General features: G+C 66.0%; 12 protein-coding genes and 1 tRNA gene. 2 read left to right on the forward strand and 11 right to left on the reverse strand.

The features are described 5' to 3' along the window. Nucleotides 1-25: 25 nt before the first annotated feature. On the reverse strand, nucleotides 26-733 hold the full coding sequence (locus HZS55_RS20120; protein WP_179909325.1) for an HD domain-containing protein: 708 nt from the start codon (nucleotides 731-733) through the stop codon (nucleotides 26-28). A gap of 334 nt (nucleotides 734-1,067) precedes the next feature. On the opposite strand from HZS55_RS20120, the gene HZS55_RS20125 reads away from it, so the two are divergent. Together HZS55_RS20125 and HZS55_RS20130 are read left to right on the forward strand one after the other, a co-directional pair. Further along, complete coding sequence (locus tag HZS55_RS20125) at nucleotides 1,068-1,793, forward strand: GNAT family N-acetyltransferase (RefSeq protein ID WP_179909326.1); 726 nt, start codon at nucleotides 1,068-1,070, stop codon at nucleotides 1,791-1,793. Nucleotides 1,794-1,880: 87 nt separating this feature from the next. Continuing rightward, nucleotides 1,881-2,918, forward strand: a complete 1,038-nt coding sequence (locus tag HZS55_RS20130) for a DNA-methyltransferase (RefSeq protein ID WP_179909327.1) — start codon at nucleotides 1,881-1,883, stop codon at nucleotides 2,916-2,918. A 75-nt stretch (nucleotides 2,919-2,993) separates the two neighbouring features. Here HZS55_RS20130 and HZS55_RS20135 read toward each other — a convergent pair. The 10 genes from HZS55_RS20135 to HZS55_RS20180 all read right to left on the reverse strand — a co-directional run bounded on the left by HZS55_RS20135 (nucleotide 2,994) and on the right by HZS55_RS20180 (nucleotide 15,468). Further along, nucleotides 2,994-3,099 (reverse strand) — tRNA-Gln (locus HZS55_RS20135). Nucleotides 3,100-3,133: 34 nt separating this feature from the next. Next, nucleotides 3,134-3,895, reverse strand: a complete 762-nt coding sequence (locus tag HZS55_RS20140; protein WP_179909328.1) for an HNH endonuclease — start codon at nucleotides 3,893-3,895, stop codon at nucleotides 3,134-3,136. 58 nt (nucleotides 3,896-3,953) lie between these two features. Continuing rightward, on the reverse strand, nucleotides 3,954-4,385 hold the full coding sequence (locus HZS55_RS20145; protein WP_179909329.1) for a metal-dependent transcriptional regulator: 432 nt from the start codon (nucleotides 4,383-4,385) through the stop codon (nucleotides 3,954-3,956). 52 nt (nucleotides 4,386-4,437) lie between these two features. After that, nucleotides 4,438-4,920 (reverse strand): ferritin-like domain-containing protein, encoded by a 483-nt coding sequence (locus HZS55_RS20150; protein ID WP_179909330.1) that lies wholly within the window; start codon nucleotides 4,918-4,920, stop codon nucleotides 4,438-4,440. Nucleotides 4,921-5,048: 128 nt separating this feature from the next. Then, nucleotides 5,049-5,249, reverse strand: coding sequence for a hypothetical protein (locus HZS55_RS20155; protein ID WP_179909331.1), 201 nt, complete (start codon nucleotides 5,247-5,249; stop codon nucleotides 5,049-5,051). Between the two features lie 166 nt (nucleotides 5,250-5,415). After that, nucleotides 5,416-7,296, reverse strand: a complete 1,881-nt coding sequence (locus tag HZS55_RS20160; RefSeq protein WP_179909332.1) for a DUF7827 domain-containing protein — start codon at nucleotides 7,294-7,296, stop codon at nucleotides 5,416-5,418. Between the two features lie 392 nt (nucleotides 7,297-7,688). Beyond that, nucleotides 7,689-8,903, reverse strand: a complete 1,215-nt coding sequence (gene sufD / locus HZS55_RS20165; protein WP_179909333.1) for a Fe-S cluster assembly protein SufD — start codon at nucleotides 8,901-8,903, stop codon at nucleotides 7,689-7,691. Between the two features lie 15 nt (nucleotides 8,904-8,918). Then, nucleotides 8,919-10,349 carry a Fe-S cluster assembly protein SufB gene (gene sufB, locus HZS55_RS20170; RefSeq protein ID WP_179909334.1) on the reverse strand — a complete coding sequence of 477 codons (1,431 nt, stop codon included), beginning with the start codon at nucleotides 10,347-10,349 and terminating at the stop codon, nucleotides 8,919-8,921. 45 nt (nucleotides 10,350-10,394) lie between these two features. Further along, nucleotides 10,395-11,309 carry an ABC transporter ATP-binding protein gene (locus tag HZS55_RS20175; protein ID WP_179909335.1) on the reverse strand — a complete coding sequence of 305 codons (915 nt, stop codon included), beginning with the start codon at nucleotides 11,307-11,309 and terminating at the stop codon, nucleotides 10,395-10,397. A 160-nt stretch (nucleotides 11,310-11,469) separates the two neighbouring features. Then, nucleotides 11,470-15,468 carry a DNA polymerase domain-containing protein gene (locus HZS55_RS20180; protein ID WP_179909336.1) on the reverse strand — a complete coding sequence of 1,333 codons (3,999 nt, stop codon included), beginning with the start codon at nucleotides 15,466-15,468 and terminating at the stop codon, nucleotides 11,470-11,472. Between the last annotated feature and the right edge of the window lie 76 nt (nucleotides 15,469-15,544).

Consider the following 15,544-nt stretch of genomic DNA (forward strand, 5'->3'; position numbering starts at 1 on the left):
CCCGGGTCGCTCGCCGTTCGCCGCGTCAGTCCGACCCGCCGGGTGGTTCGGGCGCTTCCTCGGGATCCACGTCGGCGACCTCGCCTTCGAGCCACTCCTTGAACCACTTGACGCGCTTGAGCCGGCGGTGACAGATGCTCTCGGCGGTGTCGCTGCGAACTCGCTCGCGGGCGTCGACGCCGCGTTCGAGGACGCGCCCGACCATCTCGGCGGCGTCGATGTGCGTTCGGGACTCGTAGCCCATCCGGAGCAACATCAGCGCCGTGCCGTTGGCGCCGACCTTGTCGAGCAGGTCCGCCTCGATGAGACACTGGGCCTCCAGCGAGAGGTCGGTCAGCTCGCCCTGATAGGAGTGGTCGCGGACGGCGGCGCAGACCTCGTCGACGAACGACGCGGGGTAGTCGCCGTGGGTGGTGAGGTACTCGCGGGCGACGCGGGCGCCCTCCTCGGCGTGGAGGTCCTGGTCGACCTCCAGCTTCGCGATGTCGTGGAACAGCGCGGCGACGCGGGTCACGTCGACGTTGGCGCCCTCGGCCTGGGCGATCTCCTCGGCGAGTTCGACCACGTTGAGGATGTGGTTGAACCGGTACTCCGCGGAGTGCCAGGGGTACCACCGCATGCGACCGCCGTCGTCCTCGCTCTCGACGCTGGCGGCCAGATAGTCGTGGACGAACGCCTCCATCTCCGCGAACGCCTCGGCGGAGACGGGCGACTCCCTAATTTCGACGCCCACGGAACCACCTCCGGCAGATACGTGCGTCAGTCATCTTACGAATAGAAAGGCGCGTTCGACTCTTAGGCGTTACGACACCCGTGGCCCGCCGGTTTCGACCCCGCTGAGCGCCCCGCGACGGCCCGCCTCCGACCGTCTGCGCCCGTTCCACGGCCGGCGAACGCGCGCGCCGTCGGTCGATCCGTCGTTCGGCGAACCGGAACGCGCCCGGACTCACTCGGCACCCTCCGTCGATCTCGACGCGCGTCCAGTGTCCGAGCCGACCGGTCCGCGAGTCGGAACCCGATCGGCGGTGTGGCGTGGTTTTATCGTGTTGCGTGCCAACGTGTGACGTATGAACGTGCGCACCGCGGAGCGGGGGGACCGACCGGCGATCAGGGACGTGGCGCGGCGGTCGCTGCAGGCGTCGTACTCGCTGAGTCCGGAGGCGATCACCGGCGCCGTCTCCGAGTGGTACGACGAGGCGGCGCTGGACGAGGCGACGAACGACGAGGAGCGACACCTGCTCGTCGCCGACCGGGAGGGCCAGGTCGTCGGGTTCGCCGAGAGCGAACTCGCCGGCGAGGACGCGACGCTGCTGTGGCTCCACGTCGACCCCGCCTATCGGGGCGAGGGGATCGGCACGGCCCTGTTCGAGGAGACCCGCGAGCGACTGACCGAGACCGGCGCCGACCGGATGGTCGGCCGCGTGCTCGCCGACAACGTCGACGGCAACGGATTCTACGAGGCCCAAGGCTTCGAGCAGGTCGACGAAGCCGACCTGGAGATCGCCGGCCACCACCACGTCGAGAAGGTGTGGGCGGAGTCCGGCGACGACGGCCTGCAGGCCATCAAGAGCGCCGAGGGCGCGACCGTCTACGTCGACGAGACCGACTGGGACGACGGCTCCGCCGGGAAGTTCTACACCGTCTACCGCGACGAGGCGAGAGAGGAACACTACGGCTACTTCTGCAGCAACTGCAACCGCCTCGCCAACGCCATGGACGCGATGGGCCGCATCGAGTGCGACGACTGCGGCAACGCCCGCAAACCGACTCGGTGGGACGCCGCGTATCTCTGAGCGGCCCCTGGGACTGAACTGACGGGGGCGTTCAGCGGTCGATGCAGGTCGGGAGACTCAAGGACCGCGGGCGGGAGGTGGGAGACGATGGAGACGAGTCATCGGGTCGTCGTCGACGACGCGCGCGACCTCGATACGCTGGCCGACGACAGCGTCGACCTGGTCGTGACCTCGCCGCCGTACCCGATGATCGAGATGTGGGACGAGACCTTCGGGGCGCTCGATCCGGCCGTCGCGGACGCGCTGGCGGACGGCGACGGCCAGCGGGCCTTCGAGCGGATGCACGGCGTCCTCGACGAGGTGTGGGCCGAACTGGAGCGGGTCCTCGTCGACGGGGGGATCGCCTGCGTCAACGTCGGCGACGCCACGCGGACCGTCGACGGGAGCTTCCGGGTCTACCCCAATCACGCCCGCGTGCTGGAAGGGTTCCGGTCGCTCGGGTTCGACCCGCTGCCGGACGTGCTCTGGCGCAAACCCACCAACAGCGCGGCGAAGTTCATGGGCTCGGGGATGGTGCCGCCCAACGCCTACGTCACGCTCGAACACGAGTACGTCCTCCTCTTCCGCAACGGCGGCGACTCGCGGTCGTTCGAGCCCGGCGCCGACCGGCGCTACGAGGCCGCCTACTTCTGGGAGGAGCGCAACCGCTGGTTCTCCGACGTGTGGACCGACGTGACCGGCGACCTCCAGGCGCTCGACCACGACGACCTGCGCGAGCGCTCCGCCGCGTTCCCCTTCGAGATCCCCTACCGCCTCGTCAACATGTACTCGGCCTACGGCGACACGGTGCTGGACCCCTTCTGGGGCACCGGCACCACCTCCCTCGCCGCCCTCGTCGCCGGCCGCGACTCCGTCGGCTACGAGCGCGAGTCCGCCTTCGCCGAGGTGTTCGACGACGCGGTGCGCGACGCCCCCGCGCTCTCCCGCTCGGTCGTCGCCGAACGCCTCGACCGCCACCGCGAGTTCGTCGCCGACGTTCGAGCCGAGGGCGACGAACTCGGCTACGACGCCGTCCACTACGACTTCCCCGTCCGGACCAAGCAGGAACGGGAGATCCGCTTCTACGAGGTCGAATCCGTCGAGTCGACCGACGAGGAGTATGTGGCGACGCACGAACCGGTCTGAGCGGCACGAACGCCACTGGAAGGGACTGGTCGCACCTGAGACGTCGAGTTCGGAAGAAATGTAATATTTCTGTCATAGTCCCGAACGGATTCGAACCGTTGTCAGTGGCTGTCTCCGGGGATCTGACGGGTTTCAGAGCCCCTCCAAAGGCCACTATGATTGGCCACTACACCACGGGACTTCACGAATTGCTATACGACGGTCGCATAATAGCGTTACTCTTGCGCGTCTCCGGGAGACGGGATCTCGATCGTTCCGCACTCGGCCTGTCGATGACACTCCGGGCAGAGTGATAGTAGATTGTCGAGCGTATGTGCGTCCTGTGGGTCGTCGAACGTCCGGAGCGGAACGATGTGGTGAACGTCCGGGTTCCGACCGATCTCGGCCGCAGTTTTCCGACAGTGTTGACATCGGTACTGATCTCGTCGACGGGCCTGGCGGCGAGCCGACCACCACTTTCCAGCATACGTTCGACTCCCCGTCAACCACTGGTGGTGGTCTTTCCCGGACCGCGTGTCCGACATCCAATCGGAGAGACAATCGAGCGAACAGAACCGACCGTGACCGTACTTTCGCGCCGAAGCTAAGACCACCATCTCCTCCCCACAGTACTCACACTCTCGCTCGACCCGTTCGATGTCGTGGACCTCGGCGTAGCTGTCGCCGAGGAACTCGTCGGCGTCGCGGACGCAGTCCGGGCAGTAGACGCCCTTCTTGTCCGAGGGGTAGTATTCGAACGTGTCGCCGCAGCGCCGGCACTCGGTCCGCTCGCGCGCATCTTGCCAGTTGCCGTTGTTCTCGCCCGCGTTCGGGTCGCAATCGTCGCAGTAGGACAACCGCGACTTCAGGTCGTAGAACGCCGCGCCACAGTCCACACACGTCCGGTTCGGGAGCGACTCGCCGTGGACTTTCGCGTGGTGCTGACGCTTTCCCGCCTCAGTCGCCAGCGACTTCCCGCAGGTCGGACACTCCGGCACGAAGTGAGGTGGCTGCGGTATCGGTCAAAAATGTCCGGACGCCCACCCACGGGCCCGTTCAGTCGTCGGCGGCGGCGGGCGCTTCGAGCAGGCCGCAGACGTCGTTTTCGGGGTCGAAGCAGTCGGGACAGGCGGGGTCGCGGTCGATGATGGTGTCCAGTCGCTCGGCGACGGTCTCGTCGATGACGCTCTCGAGCTGGCGGGCCTCGCCGCGGAACTCCTCGACTTCGAGGACCTCGACGAGAAAGCGCTCGATGATGCAGTAGTTCTGGAGCGCGTCGCGAGCGCGGACGATGCCCTCGTCGGAGAGGGAGACGCCCTTGTACTTCTCGTGTTCGGCCAGGCCGTTGTCCTCGAGCTTGCCGATCATCTCGTTGGCGCTGGCGGGGCTCACGTCGAGTCGGTCGGCCAGGTCGCCGGTCGACGCGGGGCCGTCCTCGATCTGCTGGATCAGGTAGATGGCTTTCAGGTACTGGTCGGCCGTGTTCACGGGAATCCCTCCGGGTGAGCGTGTGCTCGAAGCAGCTCTGCTGATTCGGTGTTCATCGTCGTTCCTCCATGAGCTCGGTCACTTCTTCGGCGCCTTCGGCCTCCTCCTCGCGGATGGCCGCGAGGGTGTCGAGCAGTCGGTCGCGGTCGATGCCGAACTGCACGTCGGAGGCCTCGATAGCCTCGATGAGGTCGTCGTAGAACTTGTAGGCGGTCTCCTCGTTGCAGAGCTGGTCGTAGAGGACGCCGTCGAAGTCCTCGTCGGACTCGTACTGCGCCTCGACCAGCGCCTCGATCTCCTCGTAGGCGACCGTGTCGGCGTCGAGTTCCTCGATCAGGTCCTCGAGGCGGTCACGGTGGTCCGCGGACTCCGCCGCGGCGTCGTCGAGCATCGCCCGCACGTCCTCGGTCAGGTCTGCCCCGCTGTCGCGGGCGTGTTTCGACGCCCGCGCTTCGACGACCTCCTCCAGGACGATACCGATCTGGAGCAGGCGGGCCAGCTGGTGGTCGGACCCGACGGGTACGGTGAGACTCACCGCGGCACCTCCCGGCAGTCGTCGCCCGTCACACGATTCATAGCCAGTGCTCGGGCAGGCGGGGACGTAAGTCCTTCCCTCGGCGCCGCCGTAGGACGCTCCCGGCGGGCTCGCCGGCCGGTACGGACTCACCGGTTGGACTGACCCTCGCGGTTCCGGGGCCCGTCGTCGCGACCGTCGTGGGTCCAGCGGAGCGCCAACACGTACAGCCCGACCACGACGACCCCGACCGCCACACCGAGGAGCGAGTCGGTCACGAGGTGAGGGTGGCCCGTGTGCAGCGGGACGACGGACGCGGCCACGACCGGGAGGAGGTGCAGTGGACGCATGCTCTGGTGTGTAGCACTCGGGAACGATACTTAAATGACGGGCGCGTTTTCGGCGGCTGGGAACGGGGCGAACGTCGCCGAGCGCCGCCCATACCGGGCCTTCAGTGCTCGCCGGAAGTGGTCCACGTCGGCGGCGCTCGTGGACCGGCGAACGGTCGCTCCCACACTACGAGCGCCGGCGGATCGCGAGTGTCCCCGAGGTCGTCAACAGGACGGCGACGACCGCAGTGGCAAAGCCGAAGCCGGGGCCGTCCGCCGCGGTCGTGTCGGGTCGCTCGCCCGTCACCGAAGGGTAGTCGCTCCCAGTCGGTCCGGTGGCCGTCGGGGAGCCGGACGGCGACGCGGTTGCGGTCGGTGTGTCGGTCGGAGCGGCCGTCGGCGTGGGCGTCGCGGTCGGCGTCACTGTCGCGGTCGGTGTTGGCGACGGGGTCGGTGTTGGCGACGGGGTCGGTGTTGGCGTCGCGGTCGGTGTTGGCGACGGGGTCGCCGTCGGTACGTTTTCGGCGGAGCCGTTGACCTTCGAGACGGCGAACGACCCGAGCGGCGGGCCCGCCGACGCGGTCTCACCAGCCGGTTCGACGGTGGTCCACTCCCGGACGACGCTCCCGCCGACGCGGTAGGCCGGGTCCGTCTCGGGCCCGTCGAAGCGGCCGTTGTCGTTGCCGTCGGGGTGGGCGACCGCGACGACGTGCGTCGGCTCCTCGACCGGTGCGACCGGCATCGCGATGTCGTCTGCACGGGCCGAGCCGACTCGCTCGAACTCGGTGGCGTTGGGTCCGGGGCGGTAGGCCACGACGAAGCCGCCGTCTTCGAGTTTCAGTTGCTCGACTCCGAGTCGGTCGACCCGTCCGGCGTCGGCCGGCGACGCGAGTTCCCACGTCGCGTTCGGCGCGTCGCCGACCTTCGCCGTGTAGGACGTGTTGCCGACCGTCACTTCGAACAGTCCCTGACCGGCGTTCGGAAGCGGGAGTTCTCGCTCGAACGGCTCCTCCGAGACATCGACCGTCCGACTGACGCGGTAGGTCGGGTCGGTGAGCGACTGGTAGCCGACGGTCAGCGACGACGACTCGCTCTCGCCTCGGATCACGACGGACCCGTCGGTCGGCCAGGAGACGATGTCGTCCACGCGCTGGTTGTACGAGTACGGGCCGAGCCGATCCACCGTCGGTCGCCGGTCGGGATCCGCATACCTGCCCCGGTCGAAGGTGAGGTATTCGTCGTAGTCGCCGAGCGGGCTCGGTGAATCGACGTCCACACCGAACTGTCCGGATCCGGTGTACCGGTCGGTCCTGTCGTGATCGACGAGGAGAGACAGCGTCCCGTTCCGGTAGTCCGAGAGCGCACGGACTCCGCCAGTCTGGACGCTCGCGTCGTACTCCAGCGCGTAACAGGGCCCCGATATCCCGAACGTGACAGGCGGCCCGCGGTCGTGGTGCTCGTGGACGCGACCGAGTCTCTCGGTGGCCGTCTCGCCGGGCTGAGCCGCGACGGCACCGAGGAAGCTCGGTGACTCTATCTCGAGCACGACCGTCTCGCCGAACCGAACGTCCGTGAAGTTGTAGTCCCCCCGGGCGTCCGAGAGCATCCCGAGTTCGCCGGCGGTCCGAACGGCGTCGAGCGTCCCCGCATCCATCAACTGGGGCGGCCCGGCCAGCGCAGTCACCGTCCCGAAGTCCGGCGCCGTGACGTTCAATCGCCGTTCGTCGAGGACGGTCCCGTCTCGCACCGTCTCGATCAGGTACGTCCCGTTCGTCATCGTCGCGTCCGTCTCGTCGGTGTGGAGTTCCAGGTCGTCGTCGCCAGTGACTCCGTACGTGCGAGGACCGACCGCAGTCCCGTTCGCGGCGGCGTACGTGTTGATCCGGAGTTCGATCCGTCCGTCCCCGTCGTCGTGGACGGTCGCTTCGACGGAGTGGTTCGTCCCCGTACCGACCGTGACAGTGCTGTCGTGGCCGTCGGGGACCGACAGGGAAACGTAGGCGATAGCGCCCAGCGGGACCGTTTCCTCCGGTGGCCCGTCTCCGCTCTGGTCCGCGGGGTGACTCACCGCTGTGGCTGCTGCTCCGCTCGTGGCCCCCGAAGCCGGACCAGCCCCGCCTCCGGACGATAGGTCGGCAGACGCCGACCGATCGATGCAGGTCTCCGCGACGGCCCCCCTGTCGCTCTCGCCGTCCGAAACCCCACCGACGGCAGCCGTCGCGATGGGGACCGAGACGGCGAGGACAGCGCAGACGACGGCAACCGCTGTGGCTGTCCGGATCCGAGCACCGTTACGGAGGAGTGACATACGAACGAGGTCTTATCGATCAGGTATCAGCTTTGTGGGCCGGTAAAGCGACTGGTGGTGCTTCGAAAGCGCGGAGAAATGCGACTTGCAGTGCGTTCGAGACGGGGAAAATCGGTCCAGTGCGGCGGGGAAAACGGAGAGAGGAGAGCGGGTTAGTTCCGAAGTCGCTCGGCGACGAGTTCTTCGAGGTCGTCGCGGAGTTCGTCGACGGCGACCTCTTCGAGGACCGGCACGAAGAAGCCCTCGACGAGCATGTTGGTCGCCTGCTCCTCACCGACGCCGCGGGAGTTCATGTAGAACAGCTCCTCGGCGTCGACCTGGCCGACCGTCGCGGAGTGACTGGCCTCGGTGTCGTGGTTGTTGATGATCAGCTTCGGCGAGGCGTCCGCCTCGCTGTCGTCGGAGAGCATCAGCGTGTTCTCGCGCTGGTAGGAACTCGTGTCCCAGGCGTCACGACCCACGTCTTGGACGCCCTCGTACACCGAGCGGGCCTCGTCGTCGAGGACGCCGCGGGTCACCAGATCGGCCGTGGTGTGCTCGTCCTCGTGCCAGACACGGGAGTTGATGTCGAAGTGCTGGTCCTCGTGGCCGAAGAACGCACCGACGATCTGACTCTCCGAGCCCTCGCCGAGCAGTCGCGTCTCGACGCTGGACTTGGTGAGTCGGGAACCGATGTTGCCCTCGATCCAGTCGACCGAGCCGTGTTTGTGGGCGTGGCCGCGCTTGACCGAGAAGTTGTAGGTGTCCTCGGCGAGGTTCTGCAGGGCGCCGTACTGGACGCTCGCGTTCTCGCCGGCGACGACTTCGACGATGCCCGAGTAGTACTGGTCGCCGTCGAGGTTCTCGCCGGTCGTCTGCCGTTCGAGAATGGTCGCGGAGGCCGACTCCTCGGCGATCACGAGCGTGTAGTTGAACAGCGAACGGCTGTTCATCCGGGTGCGGATCTTCACGTCTTCGGCGGCGACGCCCTCGGGGACGTAGACGACCGTCCCGGCGCTAAAGAGCGCCGTGGACAGGGCCGTCAGGAAGTCCCGCTGGGGGTCGACGACGCTCCCGAAGTGCTCCTCGATCAGATCGCCGTGCTCGGCGAGCGCCTCGTCCCACGAGAGCACGTCGGCGCCCTCGGCCTCGACGCGGTCTTTCTCCTGGGCGAACTCCAGCGGGTCGACCAGCGACTCGTAGTCCAGATCGACGAGGTTCGTCCAGTGGCGGGGGCCGGGCGTCGTGATGACGTCCGGCATCTCCAGGTCGTCCAGCGCCGCCAGCGCCTCTTTGCGGGTCTCGAGGAGCCACTCGGGCTCGTCGAGTTCGCCGCTGATCTGCTCTACCTGTGCCTCTGTGAGGTTCGCGTGTACCTGCGCACTCATAATAGACACCGGGGGTTACCCGAGCGAGCCCTCCATCTCCAGTTCGATGAGGCGGTTCATTTCGACCGCGTACTCGATAGGCAGTTCTTCCGTGAGCGGCTCGATGAAGCCGGCGACGATCATCTGCTTGGCGTCGTCGTCGTCCAGGCCGCGGCTCTGGAGGTAGAACACGTCCTCGTCGCCGATCTTGCCGACGGTCGCCTCGTGGGCGACGTCGACTTTGTTCTCCTGGATCTCCATGTACGGCATCGTGTCCGAGGTGGACTCGTTGTCGAACATGAGCGCGTCACACTCGACGGACGTGGAGGCGTTCTCCGCGCCGTCTGCGATGTGGACGAGGCCGCGGTAGTTCGTGCGGCCGCCGTCCTTGGAGATGGACTTGGACTCGATGGTCGACTTCGTGTCGGGCGCGTTGTGGTAGACCTTCGCGCCGGTGTCGATGTCCTGGCCCTCGCCGGCCATGGCGATGGTGATGTGGTTGTCCGTCGCTCCCGGCCCCTTGAGGATGGTGCTCGGGTACAGCATCGTCGCCTTCGAGCCCATCGAACCGGAGACCCACTCCATCGTGGCGTTCTCCTCGGCGATGGCGCGCTTGGTGTTGAGGTTGTAGGTGTTTTTCGACCAGTTCTGGACGGTCGAGTACTGCACGTGGGCGTTGTCCTTGACGAACACTTCGACGCCGCCACTGTGAAGGTTGAACGCCGAGTACTTCGGCGCCGAACAGCCCTCGATGTAGTGGACCTCGGAGTTCTCCTCGGCGACGATGAGCGTGTGCTCGAACTGGCCCATCCCCTCGGAGTTCATCCGGAAGTACGCCTGGACGGGCATGTCGACGCTCGTGTCCTCGGGGACGTAGACGAAGGAACCGCCCGACCAGATCGCGCCGTGGAGCGCGGCGAACTTGTTGTCGCTGGGCGGGACGGCCTTGGTCATGAAGTACTCCTTGACGATCTCTTCGTGTTCCTGGACGGCCTTGTCCATGTCACAGAAGATGACGCCCTGCTCCTCCCAGCGCTCCTGCATGTTCTGGTAGACGATTTCGGACTCGTACTGGGCGCCGACGCCCGAGAGGGCGTTCTTCTCTGCCTCCGGGATGCCGAGCTTGTCGAAGGTGTCCTGGATCTCCTCGGGGAGGTCCTCCCACTCTTCGGCGCCGCCGCGGGTCTCGATGTCCGGGCGGATGTACGGGACGATCTCCTCGATGTCGACCTCCGAGAGGTCGGGCTGACCCGGCCAGTCGGTCGGCATCGGCATCTCCTGGAACTGCTCCAGGGCGCGCAGGCGTCGCTCGAGCATCCACTCCGGTTCGTCCTTGTCCTCGGAGATCAGGCGGACGGTCTCCTCCGTGAGTCCCTTCTCGGCCTCGAAGGCCGAGTTCTCCTCCTTCTTGAACTCGAAGCGTGCTTCGGTGTCGGTGTCTTGTAGGTGGTCTTGGTCTGAGCTCATTGTTGTGTCGTAGGTTTGGTCTGTAGCCGTATTACGCTGTGCACGTCAGGCCGCCTCGTAGACTTCCTCGCGGACCCAGTCGTACCCCTCGTCCTCGAGGGTCTCGGCCAGCTCCGCGCCGCCGGATTTGGCGATCTCGCCGTCGATCATCACGTGGACGTGGTCGGGCTCGACGTAGTCGAGGATGCGCTGATAGTGGGTGATCTGCAGGATGCCCGCGCCCTGTTCGTCGCGCAGCGCGTTGATACCCTTGGACACGTCCTGCAGGCGGTCGATGTCCAGCCCGGAGTCGATCTCGTCGAGCACCGCGATCGAGGGCTCGAGGATCGCCGCCTGGAGCACCTCGTTCTGCTTCTTCTCGCCGCCGGAGAAGCCCGCGTTGAGATAGCGGTTCGCGAACTTCTCGTCCATGTCGAGTTGCTCCATCTTCTCCTGGAGGATCTCCTGGAACTCCGCGACGCCGACCTCGCCCTCGTCGGCGGGGCCTTCCATCGGAGAGGTCTCGTAGCCCTCGTCGTCGTCGTCGGCCTCGGCTTCCGCCTCCTCGTCGTCCTCGAACAGCTCCTCGCGCTCCTCGAGCTTGGCGTTGAGCGCCGTGCGGAGGAAGTTCACCATCGTGACGCCCTCGATCTCGGCGGGGTACTGGAACGCCAGGAAGATGCCCAGCGCCGCCCGCTCGTTCGGTTCGAGGTCGAGCAGGTCCCACGTCTGCAGATCCGCGGGGACTTCGATGTCCTCGAACTCGTCCTCCTCGATGTGCAGCAGCACGTCGCCGCCCGTGACCTCGTAGGTCGGGTGGCCCGCGATGATCTTCGCCAGTGTGGACTTGCCCGAGCCGTTGGGACCCATCAGCGCGTGGATCTCGCCCGACTCGACTTCCAGGTCCACACCCTCGAGGATCTGCTCGCCGCCGTCCTCTGCGACTTTCGCCTGTAGGTTGTCTATTTCGAGTACAGCCATGTGTTTCGGTCGTCCTAAAACACGGTACTGACGCTGATAATAGTTTCGAGTTTCCACGACCCTCTTTTGTGAATCGGAAACCGAATTTATGGTATAGGAAACCCCGGAGGAGCCACGAGCGGGCGACCCGGACGGTCCGCGCACTCGACGCAGGTCCGGCCTACATGAAGCTCTCTAAACCGGTCTGTTCCTGGCCGCTCTTGACCTCCTCCCAGGAGATGTCGAGCGCTTCGAGGATGCGCGCGATCGGCCCCTTGAGCGTCTTGTCGAGCATCTTGTCCCAGTCGACCTCGAAGGCGTCGGGCACCTGGTCGGCGTACTCGAAGCAGATCACGTCCGGGTCGCGCTTGAACTCGCCGTACAGCACGTCCTCGGCCGGATCGAGGTCCAGTTCTGCCTCGATCTCCCGGAAGAACTCGGGGTGGACTTTCTTCAGGTAGAGCCGCTTGGGTTTCGAGCCGCTGGCGAAGTTCGTGTCCAGAACGAGGTTGGCGTACTTCGCGCCCCGTACTTGGGCGGTGTCGGTGTCGTAGTTGTCGAGTTTCTTCCCGATGCCGCCCGGGATGCCGATGTCGTCGAGGCTGGCCTCGCCGTTCTGGAAGTCCTCGATGACGCCGTGAACGTAGTCTTTCACGTCCTCCAGGTCCTCGCCGTGGACGATCATCTCGATGACCTTCAGTTGTACCTCCTTCGTGATCGGCGCGATGTCCGAGCGCTGGTACTCGAAGCCCGTGATGTCGATGTCGTCGACGTCTTTGCCCTCCTTCCAGACGATGTGACCCGCGTAGCGCTTCTTCTTGCCCGCCTGGAAGAACCGTCGATAGAGCTTCTCGAACTCGATCTGGAAGCGGTGTTCGTCCGCGTTCAGGTTCTCGCGAGCGTAGGAGTCGTACGAATCGTTGATCCGCTCCTCGAGTTCGAAGGAGTTCTCGATTGCCTCGTCTTTCCCCGCGTCCTCACCGATCTCCAGCATCACCGAGTCGGTGTCACCGTAGATGACTTCGTAGCCGAAATCGTTGACCGACTGCTCGGTGTAGTTGATGACCTCCCGACCGGTCGCCGTCACCGCCGCCGCGCTGTCCTTGTCGTACAGGCGGAAGCGATCCCAGCCCGAGACGCCGTAGAGCGACTGGCCGACGAACTGGAACGTGCCGTTCCGGCCCGCCAGAAGGGTGTGATTGTCTTCGACCGTGACGCAGTAGACGCCGTCCTCGGCCTCGCTCCGGGAGCCGCTGCGGTGCATCCGGAGCGTGTTCTTCGACCCCTCGCTCACGTAGATGCGCCAGCTCCCGCTGTCCCTGTTGTAGTTCGCGGTGAGGCCGAGATGCGCACAGAGACGCAACACGTCGTCTCGCAGTCGTTCGCTCGACGTGGTGTACCGCCAGGAGTTCGTCCCGCGGTCGCCGTCGCCGTCGAGGAGCACGTCGAGGAAGCGTCGCTTCTGTTCGGTCGACGCCTCGAAGACGAACTCCGGGATGCGCTTCTCGAAACTGTTCTCGCCGCAGGTCTCCTCGAGGAACCGACCGAGCAGTCGGGAAGTGAACTGATAGGACTGGTCGTCGACGTAGTAGTCGAAGTCCATCCCGTCGAGCAGCGTCCCGATAGCTGCGTGGTCGCTCTCCGCTACAGCACCACTACCGGCATCACCGGCTCCACCGTCGGTCGCGACCGGCGCGTCCTGCGCGATCTTGACGGTCGTCGCCGAGCCGCGGAGTTTGTCGCCGAACTGCTTGTCTTCGGACGTGTAGACGTTCCCTTCGGTGATGTACCACGCGAGCAGTTCGAGGAAGTCGTCGCCGTCGTACGTCCGCGGGATCCACTTCCGATTGGCCTCGCCGTGGACGAAGCACTGCTCGGCGACACTGTCGATGTACTCCCGGTGTTCCTCGAACTCGTCGGCCGAGAAGACGTACCCCTCCTTCCCGACGTCGTTTTTCATCACTTTGTCGGGGTAGTAGCCAATTTCCGCTGCGAACGTGTGCCCGTGGACCTCCGGACGGACCCAGATCTCGTAGTCGTCGAGTAGCTCTGTCAGGTCGACTTGGTCGACCGTCGACCCGCCGGGCCCCTCCCAGTCGTGCGGCAGTTGATAGTTCGTCGTGCGGTCGAGGTCGCCCGCTTCGACGAACCGGTAGTCGTCTTCGTCCCACGAGATGCCGTTTTTCTCGTTTTTCCTGACGAGCATCCGGTGGTTCGGCGTCACCCGGAAGTCGATCTTGTCCGTCTGCACGTCGACGAGTTCGCCCTCGTAGTCCGGGTACGCCTGCGTCTCGACGACCGGCTTGACCTCCATCTGCATCGTCTCCGGGTCGAGCGAGTAAACCTCGTCACCCACGTCGAGGTCCCGGATCCCACGAACCCCTTCGGGCGTGAGCACGTCCGTATCCGGCGTGAAGCAGTTCATCACGACCTTGACCGAGGCCTGCTGGTTGTCGTATCGCTCGTATGCCTCCGAGCCGGGGTCGTGGTCGTTGCGAAGCTGCTTCTTCTCTTCGCGTTCTGTCAGGAGTTCGTCGATCATCTCCCGCATCATCCCGGCGGGCTCCTTGCGGAAGTGCTGGCCCGTGGGCGTCTCGTAGGTCTCGCCGTCGTAGGCCTCGGGGTCGTCGATCTTGGTCTCGGGCGAGGCGTTGGTCGTCCACATGCACATCGGGTACAGCGACTTCAGGTCGAGCACGCTCACGTTCTCGCGGACGCCCGTGATCGGTTCGAAGACGGCGCCGCCCTCGAACTCCTCGCCGGACTCGACGGTGCCCTTCGAGGGGAGCGCGAAGTCGCCGTAGGCCTTGTGCAGGACGTACATGTCGACGGCGTCGCCGGCGGTCGGCGCGTCTTCGAGCTTACAGCCGACGAAGGAAGCGACCTCCTCGAAGAAGGCGACGATGTCCTGCTTGCGGTCGAGTTCGACACAGAGCTCCACGTCGCGGAGGTTGTACTCCAGCAGTCGCTCGGGGTTGTCCTCCCAGAGGTCGCCGATGTCGCCGCTGTAGCGCTCCTTGCCCACGCCGAGTTCGACTTCGCCCACCGCGTCGAGGCGGTAGGACTCCAGCTCCGTGCGCTGGGTGCTCTTGTAGGCGCGCAGGAGGTCGAAGACGACGCGGCCCTTGATGTCCGGGCCGTTCCAGTCCGAGCGCCACACCTCGTCGACGCGCGAGAGGCGGTCGATGTCCAGATCGTAGTCGTGGCTCGGACTCTGGAGTTCCTCCATCCGATCGAGGAAGTACGGCGCGTCGAAGTCGTCGAAGTTCCACCCGCTGAACACGTCCGGGTCGGTCTCCTCGACGTAGTCGACGAACGCTTCGAGCATCGCCTCCTCCTCCTCGAAGACGCGCACGTCCGCGTCGATGTCGTCCTCGATGGGTTCGTAGGCCTCCAGCGCGGCGGGGCCGTCGACGCCGGCGGGCGACTGGTAGAGCCAGTTGACGTACTCGTCGCGGTAGGAGTCGTGGGAGGTGAGACAGACGATGGTCTCCTCGCCGTCCTCGGGGAACCCGTTGCGGTCGTCGACCTCGATGTCGAAGAAGTTGACTCGCGGCGTGGTGTTGGCCTCGACCGCCTCGACCTCCTGATGGGGGATGCGGATCGTGCCGTCGTCCTCGCGCCGCTCGGGGACGCGGACGCCGCTCTTGATGTCCTTGTCGATGAGCAGGCGGTTCGGGAAGAGGATGTCCGCCTCGTAGTGGTCGAACTCGTCGCGGACCTGCCCGACGTCGCGGGGCGTCCGGCCGATGATCTTCGCGAGGCGCTGGCCGCGGATGGACTCGAACGGTTCGCCCTCGGGGTCGGTCTCGCGGTAGTCGACGAGGCCGTCGTAGCTCGCGATGCGCTGGTCGTCGACGTTCTCGATGGGCGCGTAGAAGTACGGCTCGAAGTCGTACACTTCGACGTGTTCGAGTTCCGGGTCCTCGTCGTCGGCTTCGACCTCGCGGCGGCCGAAGACGTGGACGACGGGGAACTCGTCGTCGCCGCTGTACTCGACGGTGTAGTCCACCTGCGTGACGGTCAGCGTGACCGAACCCTGCGCGTCGGGGAAGCGGACCGAGTCGGCGTCGACGACGGTCGCGACTTCGTCGCCGGTGTCGTTCCCGGCGACGGCCTCGGCCTCGTCGGCGGGCCGCTGTTCGCCGGCCCCGAAGTCCCCGAACTCCGTTTGCTCCATGTTGGTCGGGCTTGGCGGGGCCCGACTAAAATAGTCGCGGTATCCGGGATCGACGGTCACGTGGCGCGCGTGCCCG

It is taken from the genome of Halosimplex rubrum, from assembly GCF_013415885.1.
Taxonomy (GTDB): domain Archaea; phylum Halobacteriota; class Halobacteria; order Halobacteriales; family Haloarculaceae; genus Halosimplex; species Halosimplex rubrum.